The following is a 20,648-nucleotide window of genomic DNA, read 5'->3' on the forward strand; positions in this document are numbered from 1 at the left end:
TTCCTCTCGCTGTGGAGGCCGGGCTGAGGCACACCCGCCGCGCGTCCGCTGCCGACCGTCGCACCCGCCGTGCGTTCGCTGCCGACTCTCGGACCCGCCGTGCGTGCGGTGCCGACTGGTCACGTTCCGTCGGTCTGCAGAGCCCGGACCGACAGAACGTGACCAGTCGGCGGCCTGTCCGCGGTGCGTCGTGACCGCTCGGTGCAGGCCCGGTCCGGCCTGGCCCCGCGGTCTGGACGGGAGGCGCGTGCCGACCTGGCGGACGCTGGTCGAGCCTCCAGACCGTCCCGGTCCCTGGTCCCCAGCCCCCGGGTGCCGACCGGCGGGGGACTCGCTTAGCCCGGGCTGCCGACTGGTCACGTTCCGTCGGTCTGGGGCGCGGAGAACGACGATTCGTGACCAGTCGGCGGAGGTGAGCGGGGTGTCGTGACCACTCGCGCGAGCGCGGGCTGGCCAGTGCGCACGACCCCGAACGCGCAACAGCCCGGCGTGTGCGCGAGGCGCCGCACGCCGGGCCGGAGTGTCCGGTGCCGTCCGCCGACGAGGCGGGACGGCTCGTGCCTACGGCTCGTAGCGCTCGACGTTCGTCACCTGGACGGCGATCTCCTTGCCGTTCGGCGCCGTGTAGGTCGTCGAGTCGCCGGCGCGGAGGCCGACGATCGCGGCACCCACCGGGCTGACCGGGCTGTACACGGTGAGGTCCGAGCCCTCGGCGACGATCTCGCGGTTGCCGACCAGGAACGTCGACGAGTCCCCGGCGATCGTGGCGGTGACGACGGTGCCGGGCTCGACAGTGCCGTCGAACTGCGCCTCCGTGACGGTGGCGTGCTTGAGGAGCTCGGTGAGGGCGCGGATGCGGGCCTCGATCTTGCCCTGCTCGTCCTTGGCGGCGTGGTAGCCACCGTTCTCCTTGAGGTCGCCCTCTTCACGTGCAGCTTCGATGCGGCTCGCGATCTCGATGCGGGCCGGGCCGGAGAGCTGCTCGAGCTCGGCGGTGAGACGGTCGAACGCCTCCTGGGTCAGCCAGGTGCCCTGCGTGTCGTTGCTCATGTCGTTTCCCTTCGGCCGTGGCGGTCGGGACCGGTCACAGCGTGTGGCGCAAAAGAATCGAGACCGGCCAGCGGCCGGTCTCGATCCGTGATTCCGAGCAGTCTAGGGAACCCAGCACGAGTGGATCAACCCGGTGACGGCCCGGGTCGTCGTGTTCACCTGCGTGGAGATCGAGCGGTCACGCTGCTCCTCGGCCGGCAGCGTCACGACCCGCCAGCCGACGATCGTGTACGACTTGTCGAGTGCCTGCACCGCACACTGCACGCTGGTGCCCGGGTCGACGGCGACCTGGGTGTGCACGACGACGCTGTGGTCGGACAGGACCTCGTACCCGACGTCGTCGGTGTCGAGCCCGTGCGTGGTCTGACCGGGGCCCGCCCAGATCACCCAGACGGCGAACACCACCGCGATGGCGACGGCGATCACGACGGCCAGCAGCTTGCCGCGGCGCCGGGTGTCCGCACTGCGTCCGTACCGGTCGTCGAGTGACGTCCGGCCGTCGAGGACGGTGGACGTGCCACGTGCGGTTCCGCCTGCTGGGGCGTGGTGCTGATCGGACAGTTCGGGGCTCCCGGGGTGATTATCCTGATCCCAGGGTAGTTCACGCTCGCCGTGCGCCACCCGCGACCGCAAGTCCGTGAGCTGTGAAGGATCGCCGTGCCCCATCGTCTGCTGGCCGTGCACGCCCACCCCGACGACGAGTCGAGCAAGGGAGCGGCCACGGCGGCGAAGTACGTGGCCGACGGCGCCCAGGTCCTGGTCGTCTCGTGCACCGGTGGTGAAGCGGGGGACATCCTCAACGAGCAGCTCTCCGACACCGCCAAGGCCCGGGCGCACCGGGACATGGCGGGGTTCCGACGCACCGAGATGGCCGCCGCGCAGGCAGCCCTCGGCATCGACCACATCTGGCTCGGTTACCACGACTCCGGTCTGCCCGACGCCGAGAAGGGCGAGACCGTCCGTCCCGGCACCTTCTCGACCGTCCCGCTCGAGTACAGCACCGAGGCGCTGGTCCGCGTGATCCGGCGCTTCCGTCCGCACGTCCTGGTCACCTACGACGAGAACGGCGGCTACCCGCACCCCGACCACATCCGGACGCACGAGGTCTCGGTCGCCGCCTGGCACGCCGCCGCCGACCCCGAGCAGTACCCGGACGCCGGCCCGGCCTGGTCGGTCGCGAAGCTCTACTACGAGCGCACGATGAACCCGCGTCGGTTCTCCGCCTTCCACGACGCCCTGCGCGAGCGTGAGCCGGAGAACCCCCTGCTCGAGCAGCTCGGCGAGTGGGTGGCCCGGTTCGCGGACCGGCCGGACCTCGCCACGTCCCACGTCGACGTGCACGAGTACTTCGAGGCCCGTGACGACGCCCTCCGTGCGCACGCCAGCCAGGTGCCGCCGGACAGCCCGTTCTTCTACTGGCCGAACGACCTGCTCGCCGAGGTCTGGCCCACCGAGGACTACCAGCTCGTCGAGTCCCGGGTCCCCACCGAGCTCCCCGAGTCCGACCTGTTCGCAGGCATCCCATCCGAAGAGGACGCGCACGCGTGAGCACCATCGCTGCAGTACTGGCCGCCACCACCCCCAGCCCGAGCCCGACCGGCGTCCCCGACGTCGACGTCACGCCGGGGGTCGCCGGCTTCGTCGCGATCGCCCTGGTCGCGATCGTGACGATCCTGCTCGTCGTCGACATGACCCGACGTATCCGCCGGACCCGCTACCGCGCCGAGATCCGCGAACGCCTGGAGGCCGAAGTGTCCGGCGACTCCACCGACGGCCCGGTGACGGACGAACCGCGCCGCCGCGCCGACGAGGACGGCCGGGCGGACGTCGGCGACGACACCGAGCGCGGCTGACGCGACCGGGAGGTCGGCCCGACCACACGACGGACGGGAGGCTCCCCACCAGCTGGTGGGGAGCCTCCCGTCCGTCGTCCGGTCCGGCCCGCCACCGGCGGTGACGAGGGTTAGCGGACGGGGTGCAGCGCGATCACGAGGATGCCCGCCCACTGCGCCGCGAACGCGACGACGGTGAGGGCGTGGAAGACCTCGTGGAAGCCGAAGAACGTCGGCGAGGGGTTCGGCCGCTTGAAGCCGTAGACCGCGGCACCGAGGATGTACGCCAACCCGCCGGCGAGCACGAGCACCGTCATCGGGACGCTCGCGGCGAAGAGCTGCGGCAGGATCAGGAACGCCGCACAGCCGAGCGCCAGGTAGAGCGGCACGTACAGCCACCGCGGAGCGCCGATCCAGAAGACGCGGAACGCGACACCGAGCAGTGCGCCGCCCCACATCACCCACAGCACGATCACCATCAGCTCGTGCGGCAGCGCGCAGACCGCGACCGGCGTGTACGTGCCGGCGATGAGCAGGAAGATGTTGGTGTGGTCGATGCGCTTGAGCACGCGCTTCACGACCGGGCGCCAGGGGAAGCGGTGGTAGGTCGCCGAGACGCCGAACATGATGAGCGACGTCGCCATGAAGACCGCGCTGGCACCCTTCGCCGCCGGGGTGGCCGCGAGGGTGACGAGCACGATCCCCATGGCCGCGGCGAGGGGGAACGTGCCGGCGTGGATCCAGCCGCGCCATGCCGGGCGGGTGTCGGCGGCGCCGACCATGGTGGGGGTGGTCTCGGCCTCCTCCGTGAACGGCACGTGCGGGAGGGCCGGTGCGCCCTGGTCTGACTGCATGCTCCGACCGTACGGCCGGGGGACGGGGCGGTGGCTGAGAGTCGACACGAGGGGTGCTTGCACTACAGTCGACGCCGTGACGGGCAGGCTGGGATGGGCGGGGCGTGGGCTCCTCTACCGCGCCTACCAGAAGCGCATCCGACGCGAGATCGACGGCGCGCAGAAGCCCCGCCACGTCGCGATGATCGTCGACGGCAACCGGCGGTGGGCGCGGCAGCTGGGCCTCGAGACCGCGGCTCACGGACACCGGGCGGGCGCGGCGAAGATCCCCGAGTTCCTGTCCTGGTGTGAGGACCTCGACATCCAGGTCGTCACGCTCTACCTGCTCTCCGCCGACAACCTCAAGGGTCGCGGGGGCGAGGAACTCGACCAGCTCGTCGGGATCATCGCGGACCTGGCCGAGCGGCTGTCACACCACCGCACCTGGCGCGTCCAGCACGTCGGCTCGAACGACGGCCTGCCCGCGGAGCTCGTGGCTGCGCTCGCGGCCGCCGAGGCCCGCACCGCCGACCACACCGGGCTGCACATCAACCTCGCCGTCGGGTACGGCGGGCGCCGCGAGATCGCCGACGCCATGCGGAGCATCGTCCGCAGCCATGGTGAGGGCGGCGGAACGCTCGACACCCTGGCCGAGGTGCTCACGCCCGAGCTGATCGGCGACCACCTGTACACGCAGGGGCAGCCGGACCCGGACCTGATGATCCGGACCTCGGGGGAGCAGCGGCTGTCGGACTTCCTGCTGTGGCAGAGCGCGCACAGCGAGTTCTACTTCGTCGAGGCGTTCTACCCGGACCTCCGTGAGGTCGACTTCCTCCGCGCGGTGCGTGACTTCGGGTTGCGGTCGCGGCGCTTCGGAGGCTGAGGTCGGGGCGCGTCCACGCTGCGTGTGGCGTTCCCGCTGCGCTGGCTGTGCAGTTCGCGCTGCGCTGCCTGTGTTGTCCCGTCTGCGTTTCCTGTGCCGTTCCACAGGAAGCGAGTTCTGCTCAGGGCTTGCCGAGGGCCCGTTCCCGCTCCTGGCGCTTCCCGGACTGCATTCGCCCTGACCCCCGGGTCCCAGTAGGCTCACAGGGTTCTGCCCACTGGAAGGTGTCCCCGTGACCACGATCGACGAGTACGTCGCCGGCTTCGCCGAGGAGCCCGGTTACCTCGACCACGCTGCCTTCGGTCCCGTGCAGACCGCCGTCCTCGAGGAGCAGCGCGTCCTCGGCCACATCCAGGAGCACATGCGCTTCGGGGCGATCGAGACGCTCGACGAGCAGGACGCCCGCGTCCGTGCCGTCGCCGCCCGACTCGTCCGTCGCCGCGAGGACCAGGTCGTGTCCCAGACCGCCACCACCCCAGGCCTGCTGCACACCGCGTTCGGCCTGACCGGAGGCGTGCTCGTCGCCGCGGACGAGTACCCGTCGCTGCCGCTCGCCCTTGCCAGCGCCGCCTCGGCCACCGGCGGTCGCGTGCAGCCCGTCGTCATCGAGTCCGGCGCCGGCTGGCTCACCCCCGACCTGATCCGCGAGCGGCTGTCCGACGACGTCACCGCGGTCGCACTGTCCCTCGTCGACTGGCGCACCGGCTACCTGGCCGACCTCGCCGCGATCCGCGACGTCATCGGCGACCGCCTGCTCATCGTCGACGCCATCCAGGGCTTCGGCATCATCGACGCCCCGTACGAGGTGGCCGACGTCGTCGCCACCGGCGGGCAGAAGTGGCTGCACGCCGGATGGGGCACCGGCTTCACTGCGTTCAGCGACCGGGCCCTCGAGCGCGTCAAGCCGGCACTGTCCGGGCCGCACGGCACGACCGGCTGGCCGACCGAGGTGCCGAGCGTCCGCCCGGCCGCCGCCGCCTTCGCCATGTCACGCGTCGACCCCGTGTCCCAGGCACGCATGGCTGTCTCGCTCGAGCGCCTCACCGCCGTCGGGGTCGCCGCCGTGCAGGACCGGATCGCCGACCGGATCGACCGGGTCATCGACATCGCGGACGAGTTCGGGCTGCCCGTGGCGTCCAGCCGCGACCCCCGGGAGCGTGCCGGCATCGTCGTCCTCCGACCTGCTGCCGGCCGGCTCACGGCGCTCACCGCGGCGATGCACAACCACGGTGTCACGGCGACGGCCCGCCTGGGCGAGGTCCGGGTCTCGGCGTTCGCCTCCACGACGGACGAGACGCTCGGCATGTTCCGCGACGCGTGCATCTCGTACGCCACGATGGGCTGACGCCGGCTCGTCCTGCTCCTGCTCCTGCTCCCGGCTGGCGCGGTCCGGCTCCCGCCGAGCGGTCACGACGCCCCGTCTGCGCCTCGCCGAGCGGTCACGAAACGTCGCTCCGGAGGCGCGGGAGCGACGTTTCGTGACCGCTCGGCGCGGGGCGCTTGGGCGTGGCGGGGCAGGCGGGAGGCTCGTGGCGGGCTGGTGCTGCGCCTCCCATCCGCCCCGCCGAGCGGTCGCGACGCCCCGTCTGCGTTTCGCCGAGCGGTCACGTCCTGTCGCTCCGGGGCGGCGGGAGCGACGATTCGTCACCGCTCGGCGCGGGGTGCGCGGGCGTGGCGGGGCGGCACCGCGCCTCCCGGACGTTCAGCGGGACGACACACGACCGTAACCGCCGGAACAGGCGTGTCGCTGGTGCCGTTCGCTCGCGGGTCGTAGCTTGGCGACATCGGGCAACGCGCCCGGTCGGAGCGGCCACGGTCGGTGCTCCGGGACCGCTCCAGTGGCCGCGTCGAAGGACATGACCAGGCCGAGCGCGGCCTGGGGATGGAGTGGTCGTGACCTCTCAGAACGTCTCTCGCGGAACGTCTTCCACCTCGCCGCAGCCCACCGCTGCGAGCAGCCGGGCCGCGGACTCGTCCACGCCGGTCGCCCAGCGCACGTACGTACTGGACACGTCCGTGCTGCTCAGCGATCCGCGCGCACTGTTCCGGTTCGACGAGCACGCCGTGGTCCTGCCCGTCGTGGTCGTCAGCGAACTCGAGTCGAAGCGCAACGACCCGGAGATCGGGTACTTCGCCCGGCAGGCACTCCGGATCCTCGACGAGCTGCGCATCGAACACGAGCGCCTCGACTTCCCGGTCGCGGTCGGTGACGGCGGTTCCCTGCGCGTCGAACTGAACCACTCCAACCAGTCCGTGCTGCCCTCGGGTCTGCAACTCGGCGACAACGACTCGCGGATCCTGGCCGTGGCGTCGAACCTGGCGAACGACGGCCTCGACGTGGTCGTGGTGTCGAAGGACCTGCCGCTCCGCGTGAAGGCCGCGTCGATCGGCCTCGCCGCGCAGGAGTACCGCGCCGAACTCGCCGTCGACAGCGGCTACACGGGCATCACGACCCTGCAGGTGTCCGGGGACGAGGTCGCCGACCTCTACGAGAAGGAGGAGATCCGCACCCCGGATCTCGACGGCGTCCCGGTCAACACCGGCGTCGTCATCCACTCCGAACGTGGCTCGGCACTGGGCCGCGTGCACGCCGCCGGCGCGGTGTCGCTGGTGCGTGGCGACCGCGAGGTCTTCGGCCTCCGCGGCCGCTCCGCCGAACAGCGCCTGGCGATCGACGCGCTGCTCGACCCGGAGATCGGCATCGTCTCGCTCGGTGGCAGCGCCGGCACCGGCAAGTCGGCGCTCGCCCTGTGCGCCGGACTCGAGGCCGTCCTGGAACGCCAGCAGCACAAGAAGATCATGGTGTTCCGCCCGCTCTACGCCGTCGGTGGGCAGGAGCTCGGGTTCCTGCCGGGCGACGCCTCGGAGAAGATGAACCCGTGGGCGCAGGCGGTGTTCGACACGCTCGGCGCGCTGGTCTCGGAGAACGTCCTGGACGAGGTCGTCGAACGCGGCATCCTCGAGGTCCTGCCCCTCACCCACATCCGCGGACGCTCCCTGCACGACGCGTTCGTGATCGTCGACGAGGCGCAGTCCCTCGAACGGAACGTCCTCCTCACGATGCTGTCGCGCATCGGGCAGAACTCCCGCGTGGTGCTCACCCACGACGTCGCGCAGCGCGACAACCTCCGGGTCGGTCGGCATGACGGGGTCGCTTCGGTGATCGAGCGGCTCAAGGGGCACCCGCTGTTCGCCCACGTGACGCTGACGCGGTCGGAGCGCTCGGCGATCGCGGCGCTCGTGACCGAGATGCTGGACTCGCCGGACCTCGCGTAGCGGGGCGGCCGCGGCGCCGGGCGGCGCGGTTGGCGCGGCCGGCCGGTGTCGGCCGGACAGGCACAACGGAAAGCGCTCCGAACCACGGGATGCCGTGGTTCGGAGCGGTTTCCGTTGTGCGCCGCCGCTTCGCACCGGGGCACGGGGCGCGGTGGCGACCGGGGGACGGACGGGAGGCGCGGTGCGGGCCGGTGGCGCCGGGCCGGCGGCGGGCGGACAGGCACAACGGAAACCGCCTCGAACCAGGGGATCCCGTGGTTCGAGGCGGTTTCCGTTGTGCGCACCCGCTTCGCGCGGGGGCGGTGGGCGACCGGGGGACGGACGGGAGGCACGGTGCGGGCCCGCACCGTGCCTCCCGTCCGTCCCAGTGCGAGCCGGGTGGGCGAGGCGCCGCCGGGTGGGTGAGGCGCCGCCGGGCCGGCGAGGCGCCGCCGGCTGGGCGAAAGGCCGCCCCGCGGGACGGCGTCTCGGGCGGACGCCGGTGTCTGGCGGACGGATCAGTTCGGGTGCGTCATGCTCAGGACGTCGAGGGCTGCGTCGAGCTGCTCCACGGAGACCTCGCCCCGCTCGACGAAGCCGAGGGCGACGACGGCCTCGCGGACGGTGAGGCCCTCGGCGACGGCGTACTTCGCGACCTTCGCGGCCGACTCGTAGCCGATCACCCGGTTCAGCGGCGTCACGATCGACGGCGACGACTCGGCGTACGCGCGGGCCCGCTCGAGGTCCGCCCGCAGCCCGTCGACGGTCTTGTCGGCGAGTACCCGCGTGCTGTTGGCGAGGAGCCGGATCGACTCGAGCAGCGCGGTGCCCATGACCGGGATCGCCACGTTGAGTTCGAAGGCCCCGGAGGCGCCGGCCCACGTCACGGTGGCGTCGTTGCCGATGACCCGGGCGGCGACCATGAGGGTGGCCTCCGGGATGACCGGGTTGACCTTGCCGGGCATGATCGAGGAGCCCGGCTGCAGGTCCGGGATGTGCAGCTCGCCGAGGCCGGTGTTCGGCCCCGAGCCCATCCAGCGCAGGTCGTTGTTGATCTTCGTCAGGCTGACCGCGATGACCTTGAGCGCACCGGACGCCTCGACCAGGGCATCACGAGCCCCCTGGGCCTCGAAGTGGTCGAGCGCCTCGGTGATCGGCAGCCCGGTGTCCTCGGCGAGCTGGGCGATGACCTGCTGTGGGAACCCCTTCGGCGTGTTGATGCCGGTGCCGACGGCCGTGCCGCCGAGCGGGACCTCGGCGACGCGGGGGAGCGTGGCGTTCACCCGCTCGATGCCCAGGCGGACCTGGCGGGCGTAGCCGCCGAACTCCTGCCCGAGGGTCACCGGGGTGGCGTCCATCAGGTGCGTGCGACCGGACTTCACCGCGTCGGCCCACTCGACGGCCTTGCGCTCGAGGGCCTCGGCGAGGTGCTCGAGCGACGGCACGAGCGACCGGATGAGGGCATCGGTCACGGCGACGTGCACCGACGTGGGGAACACGTCGTTCGACGACTGCGACGCGTTGACGTGGTCGTTCGGGTGGACCTCGGCACCGGCGACGCGGGAGGCCAGGGTGGCCAGGACCTCGTTCATGTTCATGTTCGACGAGGTGCCGCTACCGGTCTGGTAGACGTCGACCGGGAAGTGCTCGTGGTGCTCACCGGCGATCACGGAGTCCGCCGCCGTGGCGATGGCCTGCGCGACGCTGTCGTCGAGGATGCCGAGCCGGCCGTTCACGAGCGCCGCAGCGCGCTTGATGCGGGCGAGGGCCACGATCTGCGCCGACTCGAGGCCGGTCCCCGAGATCGGGAAGTTCTCCACGGCCCGCTGCGTCTGCGCACGGTAGAGGGCCGACGCGGGGACCCGCACCTCGCCCATCGTGTCGTGCTCGATGCGGAACTCGCCGTCAGCGGGGGTGGTGGTGTCGGTCACGTCGTCGTGGTCCTTCCTCGTGGTGCTCACACCGGGTCGCGGTCGCGGCGGTGTCGGTGGCGCTCCGGCGACTCGTCGCTGCCGGAGCGGTCACGTCATCGGGTCAGGCCTGTCCGACGACGGTGTCGATCGAGACCTCGCCCGTGGTGAGGTCGTAGGTCGCGCCGACCACGGCCAACCTACCGTCCGCGATCGCGTCGGAGACGGCCCCCGACCGGTCGAGGATCGACTTCAGGCTCGACTCGAGGTGCGCGGCACCCACGGACTCCTGTGCGACGTCCGGGTCGGTGGCGCGGACCCGCTCGACGCTCGGGGCGATCGCGTCGACGAGGGCCTGCAGGTGCGGGGCGGGGACCGGCTCGCCGGAACGTGCGGCAGCGACGGCGCCGCACTTGGTGTGGCGGAGCACGACGACCAGCGGGGTACCGAGCGCGACGACGGCGAACTCGATGGAGCCGAGGACGACGTCGTCGACGATCTGCCCGGCGTTGCGGATCGCGAAGACGTCGCCGATGCCCGCGTCGAAGACGTGCTCGAACGGCACGCGGGAGTCCGAGCAACCGAGGACGGTCGCGAACGGCGCCTGGGACCCCTGCAGCTCGGAGCGGCGCTCGGGGTCGATGCGGCCGGTGCGGCGCTTGTCGGCGGCGAAGCGGGCGTTGCCCTCGACCAGGAGTCGCAGGGCGTCGGCGGGGGTGGAGGCGGCGCGGTCGGTCATCGTGTGTCGTTCCTCGGGCTGATCGGGTTCGCGGAGTGTTCGGGTCGTAGGTGCTGCTGGTGCTGGCTAGCGGTCGAGTTCCTCGCCGACCGCCGTCGCCACCGTGGTGAACGACTTCTGGTCGGCGGTGCCGGCGAGCACCACGGTGTCCTTGCCGGAGGTCGTCACGAGTGCGTAGAGGTTGTTGCCGGCGCCCTTGCCCTCGTCACGTCGGTCGTACACGGTCCACTTCGTCCCGGCGATCGTGCGGGAACCGGTCGCCTGCTTCTGGTCGAGCTGGTCCGCGACCCAGGTGTCGTTGGCGTCGATGCCCTGGTGCATGCCGATGTACTGCTTGTCCGGCGTCAGGAGACCGATCGTCCACACGGCCACCCCGCGAGCCGAACCGGACTGGTACTCGGCGTTGTTCGAGGTGTACGACGACGGCAGGTCGGGCACGAGCAGTTCGGCCCCGGAGACGTCGGCCTGCTGGGCGACCTGCCGGTAGTCGACGGAGCGGTCGACGGCCTGGTCGGGTCGGACCACGACGGCGACCAGGAAGAGCACGATGCCGAGGGAGGCGATGAGTGCGAGCACGAGGTTGAACGCCGTCTGGTGTTCACGACGGGCTCGGCGCGCGGTGTCCTTGCGTGCCCAGGTCTCCTCCGCCGTCTCGGGGCGACCGAGTTCGGCGACGATCGGGCGGCCGGTCTCCGGGTCGCTCATCGGACGTCGCCCGCGGCGGTCGGGTCCGCGCTGCCGTTCTCGGTCGCAGCGCGTGCGGCATCGAGACGGGCGCGGGCGCCGACGAGCCACTCTTCACACCGGGCGGCCAGGGCTTCACCGCGCTCCCAGAGGCCCAGGGAACGCTCGAGGGTCGCCGACCCCTGCTCGAGCTCGGAGACGACACGGACGAGTTCGTCACGCGCCGCTTCGTAGCTCAGCGAGCGGACGTCGGGCTGCTCGGACTGCTGCTCGGAAGACACGATCCGATCCTACCGAGCCGCCACCGACGCGACCGCTGTGCCGGACGCCTGTGGAGAACACCGGAAGGCGCAGCGCTGGTGGAGGACGAGGCGAGGCGACCTGCCGGGGCGGGGACGGGCCTCCCGGCTAGGAACCCGACCCGTCCGGGCCGGGCCCGTCCGCCTCGAGCGTGCCGACCGCGGTCCCCGTGCCGAGCGTGACGTGCACCGGCGTCGCGTCGTCCAGCTCGTCCGCCCCGCGGACCACCGCGCCACTGCTCGTCTGCACGATCGCGTACCCGCGGCGGAGGGTGTCCCGCGGCGACAGCGCGCGCAGCCGACCGGTCAGGTGACCGACCTCGGAGTGGGAGCGTTCGATCTGCCGGTCGAGGAGCTCCCGAGCGCGCGAGAGGTCACGGGCGACCTCCTCCGCACGGGTGTCGACGAGCCAGGCGGTGGACGCCAGCGCCGGACGTGAGCGCAGCGCCGCGATCCGGTCGGCCTCGACCGAGAGCGTGTGCGAGAGCCGCAGTCCGAGCCGTGCCCGGGCCTGCCGGACGTTCGCCAGTTCCTCGGCCACGTCCGGCACGACGCGCTTCGCGGCGTCCGTCGGGGTGGAGGCGCGGAGGTCGGCGACCTCGTCGAGGATCGGCCGGTCGGCCTCGTGCCCGATGGCCGAGACGATCGGCGTCGTGGCGGCGGACGCTGCCCGGACCAGTCCCTCGTCGCTGAAGCCGAGCAGGTTCTGGAAGTCGCCGCCGCCGCGCGCGACGATGATGACGTCGACCTCGGGGTCGGCGTCGAGCTCCTGGATCGCCGCCGTGACCTCGGCCACCGCGCGGTCGCCCTGCACCGCGGTGTGGACGGTGCGGAACTCGACCTGGGGCCACCGGAGCTGCGCGTTCCGCTTGACGTCCTTCTCGGCGTCGGAGTCCTTGCCCGTGATCAGGCCGATGCGATGCGGCAGGAACGGCAGACGCTTCTTGCGGGCGGGGTCGAAGAGTCCCTCTTCCGCCAGGCTCCGACGCAGTCGCTCGAGGCGTTCGAGCAGGTCCCCGAGCCCGACGTGCTTCATCTCGACGACCTGCATGGTCAACGAGCCGCCCTTGACCCAGTAGTTCGGCTTGACCGCCGCGACGACCCGGGCACCCTGCTTGAGGTCCGCCGGCACCCGGGAGCGCACGCTCGACCAGATGGAGAAGGAGACGGTGGCGTCGACCTCGATGTCCTTGAGCTTGCCGTAGACGTTGCCGCCGGCGACGTTCCACTGCGTGATCTCGCCCTCGACCCAGGCGACCCCGAGCCGGTCGATCCAGTCGCGGAGCTTCGCGCCGAGCAGCGCGACGGGCCACGGGTCCTCTGCCGTTGGCGGCCCCTGTTCGATCGCCATCGTGCCCCTCTCTCGTCGTGCGGACCATGCTGCCGGACACCGGTGACATCCCGGATGGCGACGCTCCTCCACAGGCTCGTCGGTGCCCAGGCTGCGCGGGTCCCGCTCACCTATCATCGGGGACGTGACGATCACCAACGGCCACTCGGTCCCGCTTGCCCCGCCGCGGGTCCCCGCAGCGCGCGGTCGGCTGCGCGACGTCCCGGTCAGCGGGCCCAAGCGCGTCCTGCTCGCAGCACCCCGTGGGTACTGCGCGGGCGTCGACCGGGCCGTGGTCGCGGTCGAGAAGGCACTCGAGCAGTACGGCGAGCCGGTCTACGTCCGCAAGCAGATCGTCCACAACGTCCACGTGGTCTCCACCCTCGAGCAGCGCGGCGCCGTCTTCGTCGACGACGTCGCGGAAGTACCTCGCGGCTCCCACGTCGTCTTCAGCGCGCACGGGGTCTCGCCGGCGGTCGTGGCCGGCGCCGCGGACCGCGACCTGCACGCCATCGACGCGACCTGCCCGCTCGTCACCAAGGTGCACCGCGAAGCCACCCGGTTCGCCAAGGCCGAGCGCACGATCATCCTGATCGGCCACGCCGGTCACGAAGAGGTCGAGGGCACGATGGGCCACGCGCCCGACCGCACGATCCTGGTCAACGGGCCGGCCGACGTCGCCGCGCTCGACGTCCCCGACCCGGACAACCTCGTCTGGCTGTCGCAGACCACCCTCAGCGTCGACGAGACGATGGAGACGGTGCGGCTCCTGCGCGAGAAGTACCCCTCGATCGAGAACCCGCCCTCCGACGACATCTGCTACGCCACCCAGAACCGGCAGGTCGCCGTCAAGAAGGTCGCGCCGGCTGCGGACCTGGTCATCGTCGTCGGCTCGGCGAACTCGTCGAACAGTGTCCGGCTGGTCGACGTCGCTCTGGAGTACGGCGCGAAGGACGCACACCGGGTCGACTACGCCGAGGAGATCCGCCAGGAGTGGCTGGACGGCGTGCGGACCGTCGGCGTGACGAGCGGCGCCTCCGTGCCGGAGGTCCTGGTCGCCGAGGTCCTCGAACAGCTCGCCGACGCCGGGTACGGCTCCGTCGAAGAGGTCGTGACCGCCCACGAAGACCTCATGTTCTCGCTGCCCCGCGAGCTCCGCACCGACGCCGACGGCAAGTCGACGCGTCCGCTCGGCGGGCGCAGCCGATGACCGCCCCCGATCCGCAGACGGACGGCTGGACCGGGGTGCCGCCGCGGGCGACGACGTCGGTCGACGGCCTGGAGGCCCGGATCACCCCCGACGGGTCCGTGGACTCGGCAGATGGTGGCGCCGGTTCAGGTGCGGGCAGTGCTGGTGCGGGCAGTGCCGGTCCTGTCGGTCGTCCGGCTCCGCAGTACGGGGAGTACGCGCCCGAGGGGTGGGTCAACCCCGTCCTCGCCGAGCAGGAACGGCAGGAGCAGCGGGACCGCGAGCACGCCGCTGCCTCGGCGGTCGCCTCCGCCGCCCGCTCGAACGGCACGGCGGAGCGCACGAACCGGACGACGGCTCGCACGAACCGCACGGCGGAACGAACGCCGCAGGGGGACCGTCGTGGGGCGCCGACCCCGCACGACGGCGCGCCGATCCGCCGACTCGGTGCCTCGCCGGTCGACCTGCTCCTGACCCTCGTGCTCCTGGCGATGGGCCTGGTCAGTGTCGTGCAGTCGCTGTCCATCGGCGCGGTCGCCTCCACCGTCCGGCAGACCCTCGAGACGAACTACACCGAACTGCAGGACCCCGGATCGCTGAACGGTGCCGCGATGATCAGCGCCGTCGGCATGCTCGTCGTGTTCGCCCTCGTGCTCTGGCGGTCCGTCGTCCGGCTCCGGGCCGGCAAGCGGACGTTCTGGGTGCCGCTCCTCGGCGGGGCCGTCGCGACGCTCTTCAGCTCGGTCGTGTTCGTCATCGTGGTGTTCCAGGACGACGGCTTCGTCGCCGCGATGATGCGTCAGGCCTCCGGCGGCTGACTTCCCGCCGGTGCCGGTTTCGGTGCCGGTGCCGTCGTCGGCCCTGGTGCGGCCTCGGGTTCGTGCGGCCGCCCGGTCCACTCGCGGGCGAGCACGGACATGACGACCTCGTCATGGAAGCGTCCGTCGTGGAACGTCGCGTCCCGGCGCACGCCCTCCTGGCGGTACCCGATCCTCCGGTAGACCGCCTGCGCTCGGTCGTTGAACGCGTGGACCCGGATCTCGATGCGGTTCAGGCCCATCTCTCGGAAGCCGTAGTCGGTGAGCACCCGGACGGCGTCGGTGCCGAAGCCCTGGCCGACGTGCTCCGAACCGATCATCACGGCGAGGGTCGCGGCCCGGACCGGCAGCGCCCCGCCGAACAGGGTGACGTGTCCGACCAGCACGCCCGACTCCCGGTCCACGACGCTGAACCCGACGTCGCCGCTGCGCTCGCTGTTGCTCCACGACCGGAACATCTCCGTCACGGGCACGTCGGGCCGCGGACGCACGATCATCTGCTGCAGCACCGACCACTCCGGGTCCCGCCACCACCGGACGAGATCGGGCAGGTCGCGGTCCTCGAGCGCACGGAACCGGACCCGGTCGCCCTGCAGGAGCGTCGATCCGTACCGTCGGGCGTCAGCGCTGGTGGTCCAGGTCATGCTCCGACCCTGGCACGTCCTCCGGGGTCAGGCCAGGAAGGCCGCGACCGCCGCGTGCAGGTCGGCCAGGTCGTCGACGTGCACGAGCTCGCGCACCGAGTGCATCGACAGCAGGCCGACGCCGATGTCGATCGTCGGGATGCCCAGCCGGGTCGCCGCGATCGGCCCGATGGTCGAGCCGCCCGGGATCGTGTTCACGTTCACGAACGGCTGGTGGTCGACACCGGCCGTCTCACAGGCGGCAGCGAACACCGCGGTGCCCTTCGCCTCGGTCATGTACCGCTGGTTCGCGCTGATCTTCAGCAGCGGGCCACCGCCCGGTCGGGGTCGGTTCGTCGGGTCGTGCTTCTCGGTGTAGTTCGGGTGCACCAGGTGTCCGGCGTCACTGGAGAGCAGCCACGAGGCACGGAAGGCGCGGGCGGACTCGGAGCGGCTGGCACCGAGGCCCTCCTGCACGCGGGCCAGGACGTCCTCGAGGAACGGCCCACCCGCCCCCGACGGCGAGGACGAACCGATCTCCTCGTGGTCGAACGCCGCGAACACCGGGATGTGGTCGCCGTCGCCCGGGGCCTCGATCAGGCCGCGCAGTCCGGCGTGCACGCTCGTCAGGTTGTCCATCCGGCCGGAGGCCAGGAACGCCCGGTCGATGCCGATCCGCGACGGTGCCTGGGTGTCGGCGAAGAACAGGTCCCACGAGACGGCCGTCTCACCGAGGCGGGAGCGCAGCCACTCCATCGCGTCGCTGCCACCCGTGCCGACACCGGCGCTGCCGTCGGTCCCGACGATCGGCAGGGTGTGCCGCTGCTTGTCGAGGGCCGGGCCGTCGTTGACGCCCCGGTCGAGGTGGATCGCGAGGTTCGGGATCCGGGCGACCGCGTCGACGGTGTCGAACAGCGAGGTCGTGCCGTCGCGGTGGACGACCCGGCCGGCGATGCGCAGGTCACGGTCGAACCACGTCGACAGGACCGGTCCGCCGTAGACCTCGACGTTGAGCTGCTCCCAGCCGCCGACGCGGACGGTCGGGTTCGGCTTGATGCGGAACCCGGGGGAGTCGGTGTGGGCACCGAGGATGCGGAACGGCGTCGTCGCCGACGCGCCCTCGGGCAGACGCCAAGCGATCACCGCGCCGTCACGGACGACCACGTACGCGCCCGGCTCGGTCGGCCAGGCCTGGGTCTCGTCCAGGTCGGTGAACCCGGCGGCCACCAGGCGGTCACGGGCGACCGAGGCCGCGTGGAACGCGGTGGGTGACTCCGTGACGAAGTGGGCGAACTCGCTGGCGATGGCGTCGACGGTCATCCGACCATCGTGGCACGTCGTCGCGGTCGGACGTGCCGTGGGCGTGCGCCCAGGCGGACGGGAGGCCCGGGGCGCGTCCGACGGACGCGACCCCGGGCCTCCCGTCCGGTCTCAGTGCTGCATTGAACTCAGCGCTGCGCTGGTCTCAGTGCTGCGCTGGTCTCAGCTCTGGGACTGTCCCGCGGACCCGAGGACCTTCGTGGCCTCGACGACACGAGCGGCCATCGCGGACTCGGCGACCTTGCCCCAGGCACGCGGGTCGTACTGCTTCTTGTTGCCGACCTCGCCGTCGAGCTTCAGGACGCCCTCGTAGTTCGAGAACATCGAGCCGGCGATCGAGCGGGTGAACGCGTACTGCGTGTCCGTGTCGATGTTCATCTTGATGACGCCGTTGCGGACGGCCTCGTGGATCTCGTCGTCGGTCGAGCCGGAGCCGCCGTGGAAGACGAGGTCGAGCGGGTTCTGACCGGTGCCGTGCTTCTGCGCGATGGCGTCCTGGATCTCGCCGAGGAGCTCGGGACGCAGCTTGACGTTGCCCGGCTTGTAGACGCCGTGCACGTTGCCGAACGTCAGCGCGGCGATCCAGCGGCCGTGGTCGCCCATGCCGAGTGCCTCGACCACGCGCTCGACGTCGTTCGGGGTCGTGTAGAGGGCGTCGTTCGTGCCCTCGTGCTGCACGCCGTCCTCTTCGCCACCGACGACGCCGATCTCGACCTCGAGGATGGCGTTGATGTTGCGCGTCTTCTCGATCATCGTCTTGGCGATCTCGATGTTCTCGTCGAGCGGCACGGCCGAGCCGTCCCACATGTGCGACTGGAAGATCGGGTTGCGGCCCTGACGGACCTCTTCCTCGCTGGCCGCGATGAGCGGCAGGACGAAGCCGTCGAGCGCGTCCTTCGGGCAGTGGTCCGTGTGCAGCGCGACGGTGATCGGGTAGTTCTTCGCGACCTCGTGCGCGAAGGCCGCCATCGCGAGGGCACCGGCGGCGCGGTTCTTCACGGTCTGGCCGGCGAAGTAGTCGGCACCGCCGGTCGTGACCTGGATGATGCCGTCGGAGCCCGCCTCGGTCAGCCCCTGGAGGACCGCGTTGATGGTCTGCGAGGACGACACGTTGACCGCGGGGTAGGCGAACTTCCCGGCCTTCGCGCGGTCGATCATCTCGGCGTACTGTTCCGGCGTTGCGATGGGCACTGGGATCTCCTTCGACTTCTTCGGTGATGTCCTGTTCGATGCTAGTCAGGGCCGGTCGGTGCGCGTTCGGTGTCGCGGGTGCCTGTGGACGGATCACGTTCTGCACATCCGTCCGCCGGGGAAGCCGGACGGTCGGCGCTCGGTACGCTGGGGGGTGTGACTCCCACGACTGAGACCGGCTCCCTGTTCCTCCAGCCCGACCGCAACCTCGCGCTCGAGCTCGTCCGCGCGACGGAGGCTGCCGCGATCCGTGCCCAGCCGTGGGTCGGCCGGGGTGAGAAGAACCTCGCCGACGGCGCCGCGGTGGACGCGATGCGCAAGTTCCTCGGCACCGTGAACTTCGACGGCGTGGTCGTCATCGGCGAGGGCGAGAAGGACAACGCCCCGATGCTCTACAACGGCGAGCACGTCGGCAACGGCCACGGCCCGGCCTGCGACATCGCGGTCGACCCGATCGACGGCACCTCGCTCACCGCCGCCGGCCGCCAGAACGCCATCTCGGTCATGGCCGTGTCCGACCGCGGCTCGATGTACGACCCGTCCGCCGTCTTCTACATGGACAAGATCGCCGCGGGCCCCGAGGGTCGCGGTGTCCTGGACCTCGACAAGCCGATCGGCGACAACATCCGTGCGCTGGCGAAGGCCAAGGGCAAGGACCTCGAGGACATGGTCGTCGCCGTGCTCGACCGTCCGCGTCACGACGAACTCATCCGCGCCATCCGCGCGACGGGTGCCGGCACCCGACTGCTCCTCGACGGTGACGTCGCCGGCGGCATCGCGGCGGCACTCCCCGGCTCGGCCATCGACATGTGCGTCGGCGTCGGCGGCACCCCGGAGGGCATCATCACCGCGTGTGCGATCAAGGCGCTCGGTGGGGTCCTGCTCGGCAAGCTGCAGCCGAAGGACGACGAAGAGCGCGAGCGTGCCATCGCCGCCGGCCACGACCTGGACAAGGTCCTCGACCAGGACGACCTGGTGACCGGCGACAACACGTTCTTCGTCGCCACCGGTGTCACCGACGGCGTGCTCGTCGACGGTGTCCGTCGGTCGCGGGGCGTGATCCACACCGACTCGCTCGTGCTGCGGTCGCGCTCGAACACCATCCGTCGCATCCAGGCGGACCACCGCGCCGAGAAGTGGTTCTGATCCGCTGAGCTGACGGCGCCCGGCACCCGGCACGCGGTGCCGATCGGCTGCGCACAACAGAAACCCGCTCGAACCACGGCATCCCGTGGTTCGGGCGGGTTTCTGTTGTGCGGGACCCGCTGACGCAGCGGGGCGGCCGCGCTCAGTCCTCGGTCGCGCTGACGAGCTCCGGCGCGATCAGCAGCCGCGGCTCGTCCTCGATGCTCGCCGGGTCCGCGATCACCTTCGACTCGTCGAGCAGCGACAGCCGCCGTGCACTCGGCAGCACCTGCCGCTCGAGCGACCCCACGAAGCGGTTGTAGTCGACGACGCTGCCCCGGATCGAGCGGCCGAGCTTGTCCACGTGAGTGGCCATCGTCGCCAGGCGACCGTGCAGTTCGCGGGAGATCGTGAAGAGCTCACGCGCTTCCTGCGTGACGACGTCCTGCTGCCACGAGAACGCGACGGTCTTCAGCACCGACCACAGCGTGACGGGGGAGGCGAGCGCCACACGCTTCCGGAACGCGTGGTCGAGCAGCCCCGGATCGGCGGCGAGGGCGCTGGCGATGAGCGACTCGGACGGGATGAACGCGACCGTCAGCTCCGGTGAGGCGTCGTAGCCGGACCAGTACTCCCGCGCAGCCAGGGCGTCGACGTGCGCCCGGAGCGCCTTGACGTGCTGCGCCATGAGCTGCTCACGACGCGCGGCTTCGGCCCCGGTGGCGCTCGCCGGGATCTCGGAGGCCTGCAGGTACGCGGCGAACGGCACCTTCGCGTCGACGGCGATCGACTTGCCGCCGGGCAGGTGCACGATCATGTCCGGACGAGCGGCGCCGGCGGAGGTCGTCACGGCGGACTGCACGTCGAAGTCGACGCGTTCGAGCAGTCCTGCGGCCTCGACCACGTTGCGCAGCTGCGTCTCGCCCCAGACCCCGCGCGTGCTGTTCGACGACAGGGCACCGGCGAGCGTCTCGGCCGTGGCGCGGAGACGCTCTTCCGATTCGGCCGCGGACCGGAGCTGGGCGGAGATCGCGCCGTACTGCTCGCTGCGGGACCGTTCGAGTTCCGCGATCTTCTCGCGCATGACCTGCAGGGTGTCGGCGACCGGGCTCAGTGCCGTCAGGACCTTCGATTCGTCCTGCGCCCGAGCGGACTCTGCGCCGTGCAGACGCTGCACCAGGTGCTCGAGCTCGGCTGCGCGGCGTTCGAGGGAGTCGACCTGCCGGCGGTACTGCGTGTCCTGCGCGTCGAGCCGTCCGTCGGCGTCGTTCCGTGACTCCTCGAGCTGGGACCGGAGCGCCTCGGCCGTGGCTCGGGCGACCGCGGCGTCGACCCCGGCGCGGGACTTGGCGAGTGTCCACGCGACGAGTGCGCCGACGAGGGCGCCGAGCACGAGGCCGATGACCAGGGCGAGGATCTGCATGACGCGACCCTGGCAGGACCCACCGACACCGCGCCTCCCGTCCGTGACCGCGCCGAGCGGGGACAGACCACCGCGCCAGGACGGCCGATCGAACCATGTCATGACATTAGGCCAAGCGTCGTGTACAGTCGTGCTCGTCCGACG

20 protein-coding genes are annotated in these 20,648 nt (G+C 71.5%); 8 read left to right on the plus strand and 12 right to left on the minus strand.

Annotated elements, in window-relative coordinates:
- Positions 1-561: 561 nt before the first annotated feature.
- On the minus strand, positions 562-1,050 hold the full coding sequence (gene greA / locus DEI97_RS04145; RefSeq protein WP_111076444.1) for a transcription elongation factor GreA: 489 nt from the start codon (positions 1,048-1,050) through the stop codon (positions 562-564).
- A gap of 102 nt (positions 1,051-1,152) precedes the next feature.
- Complete coding sequence (locus DEI97_RS04150) at positions 1,153-1,476, minus strand: DUF4307 domain-containing protein (protein ID WP_181439381.1); 324 nt, start codon at positions 1,474-1,476, stop codon at positions 1,153-1,155.
- A gap of 231 nt (positions 1,477-1,707) precedes the next feature.
- On the opposite strand from DEI97_RS04150, the gene mca reads away from it, so the two are divergent.
- Positions 1,708-2,598: a mycothiol conjugate amidase Mca gene (gene mca, locus DEI97_RS04155; protein WP_181439380.1), complete on the plus strand. Its 891-nt coding sequence runs from the start codon at positions 1,708-1,710 to the stop codon at positions 2,596-2,598.
- On the plus strand, positions 2,595-2,903 hold the full coding sequence (locus DEI97_RS04160) for a hypothetical protein (RefSeq protein WP_111076442.1): 309 nt from the start codon (positions 2,595-2,597) through the stop codon (positions 2,901-2,903). Before mca ends, DEI97_RS04160 begins: the two co-directional genes overlap by 4 nt.
- A gap of 110 nt (positions 2,904-3,013) precedes the next feature.
- Here the strand turns inward: DEI97_RS04160 and trhA are convergent, their stop codons facing one another.
- Positions 3,014-3,736 (minus strand): PAQR family membrane homeostasis protein TrhA, encoded by a 723-nt coding sequence (gene trhA, locus DEI97_RS04165; protein ID WP_111076441.1) that lies wholly within the window; start codon positions 3,734-3,736, stop codon positions 3,014-3,016.
- 76 nt (positions 3,737-3,812) lie between these two features.
- Here trhA and DEI97_RS04170 point away from each other — a divergent pair, with 76 nt between their 5' ends.
- From DEI97_RS04170 to phoH2, 3 genes are all read left to right on the plus strand, one after another.
- A complete protein-coding gene (locus tag DEI97_RS04170; RefSeq protein WP_253467611.1) occupies positions 3,813-4,598 on the plus strand; it encodes an isoprenyl transferase in 786 nt (261 codons plus the stop codon).
- A 232-nt stretch (positions 4,599-4,830) separates the two neighbouring features.
- On the plus strand, positions 4,831-5,943 hold the full coding sequence (locus DEI97_RS04175; RefSeq protein ID WP_111076439.1) for an aminotransferase class V-fold PLP-dependent enzyme: 1,113 nt from the start codon (positions 4,831-4,833) through the stop codon (positions 5,941-5,943).
- A gap of 542 nt (positions 5,944-6,485) precedes the next feature.
- Positions 6,486-7,874 (plus strand): RNA 5'-3' helicase PhoH2, encoded by a 1,389-nt coding sequence (phoH2, locus tag DEI97_RS04180; RefSeq protein WP_502866660.1) that lies wholly within the window; start codon positions 6,486-6,488, stop codon positions 7,872-7,874.
- 497 nt (positions 7,875-8,371) lie between these two features.
- Here the strand turns inward: phoH2 and DEI97_RS04185 are convergent, their stop codons facing one another.
- From DEI97_RS04185 to xseA, 5 genes are all read right to left on the minus strand, one after another.
- Positions 8,372-9,784 (minus strand): class II fumarate hydratase, encoded by a 1,413-nt coding sequence (locus DEI97_RS04185; RefSeq protein ID WP_111075735.1) that lies wholly within the window; start codon positions 9,782-9,784, stop codon positions 8,372-8,374.
- 103 nt (positions 9,785-9,887) lie between these two features.
- Entirely contained in the window at positions 9,888-10,502 is a 615-nt protein-coding gene (locus tag DEI97_RS04190) for a carbonic anhydrase (RefSeq protein ID WP_111075720.1), read from the minus strand.
- A gap of 66 nt (positions 10,503-10,568) precedes the next feature.
- Positions 10,569-11,207, minus strand: a complete 639-nt coding sequence (locus DEI97_RS04195; RefSeq protein ID WP_111075719.1) for a DUF4245 domain-containing protein — start codon at positions 11,205-11,207, stop codon at positions 10,569-10,571.
- On the minus strand, positions 11,204-11,467 hold the full coding sequence (locus DEI97_RS04200; RefSeq protein WP_111075718.1) for an exodeoxyribonuclease VII small subunit: 264 nt from the start codon (positions 11,465-11,467) through the stop codon (positions 11,204-11,206). Before DEI97_RS04200 ends, DEI97_RS04195 begins: the two co-directional genes overlap by 4 nt.
- 127 nt (positions 11,468-11,594) lie before the next feature.
- Positions 11,595-12,836 carry an exodeoxyribonuclease VII large subunit gene (gene xseA, locus DEI97_RS04205; protein ID WP_111075717.1) on the minus strand — a complete coding sequence of 414 codons (1,242 nt, stop codon included), beginning with the start codon at positions 12,834-12,836 and terminating at the stop codon, positions 11,595-11,597.
- Between the two features lie 124 nt (positions 12,837-12,960).
- Here xseA and DEI97_RS04210 point away from each other — a divergent pair, with 124 nt between their 5' ends.
- Both DEI97_RS04210 and DEI97_RS04215 read left to right on the plus strand, forming a co-directional pair.
- Entirely contained in the window at positions 12,961-14,025 is a 1,065-nt protein-coding gene (locus DEI97_RS04210; protein ID WP_111075716.1) for a 4-hydroxy-3-methylbut-2-enyl diphosphate reductase, read from the plus strand.
- A complete protein-coding gene (locus DEI97_RS04215) occupies positions 14,022-14,822 on the plus strand; it encodes a DUF6264 family protein (protein ID WP_111075715.1) in 801 nt (266 codons plus the stop codon). The genes DEI97_RS04210 and DEI97_RS04215 overlap by 4 nt, the downstream gene beginning before the upstream one ends.
- Here the strand turns inward: DEI97_RS04215 and DEI97_RS04220 are convergent.
- From DEI97_RS04220 to fbaA, 3 genes are all read right to left on the minus strand, one after another.
- The gene (locus tag DEI97_RS04220; protein WP_111075714.1) at positions 14,804-15,466 is read right to left on the minus strand and encodes a GNAT family N-acetyltransferase; all 663 of its coding nucleotides are present in this window, start codon (positions 15,464-15,466) and stop codon (positions 14,804-14,806) included. The two genes, DEI97_RS04215 and DEI97_RS04220, sit on opposite strands and share 19 nt — an antisense overlap.
- A 27-nt stretch (positions 15,467-15,493) precedes the next feature.
- Positions 15,494-16,765, minus strand: coding sequence for a M18 family aminopeptidase (locus DEI97_RS04225; protein ID WP_111075713.1), 1,272 nt, complete (start codon positions 16,763-16,765; stop codon positions 15,494-15,496).
- Between the two features lie 162 nt (positions 16,766-16,927).
- Positions 16,928-17,956, minus strand: a complete 1,029-nt coding sequence (gene fbaA / locus DEI97_RS04230; RefSeq protein WP_111075712.1) for a class II fructose-bisphosphate aldolase — start codon at positions 17,954-17,956, stop codon at positions 16,928-16,930.
- Between the two features lie 156 nt (positions 17,957-18,112).
- On the opposite strand from fbaA, the gene glpX reads away from it, so the two are divergent.
- Positions 18,113-19,102, plus strand: a complete 990-nt coding sequence (glpX, locus tag DEI97_RS04235; RefSeq protein ID WP_111075711.1) for a class II fructose-bisphosphatase — start codon at positions 18,113-18,115, stop codon at positions 19,100-19,102.
- A 142-nt stretch (positions 19,103-19,244) separates the two neighbouring features.
- Here glpX and DEI97_RS04240 read toward each other — a convergent pair whose 3' ends face one another.
- On the minus strand, positions 19,245-20,504 hold the full coding sequence (locus DEI97_RS04240) for a DNA recombination protein RmuC (RefSeq protein WP_111075734.1): 1,260 nt from the start codon (positions 20,502-20,504) through the stop codon (positions 19,245-19,247).
- Positions 20,505-20,648: the final 144 nt, after the last annotated feature.

It is taken from the genome of Curtobacterium sp. MCLR17_032, from assembly GCF_003234795.2.
In the GTDB taxonomy this organism is placed as follows: Bacteria; Actinomycetota; Actinomycetes; order Actinomycetales; family Microbacteriaceae; genus Curtobacterium.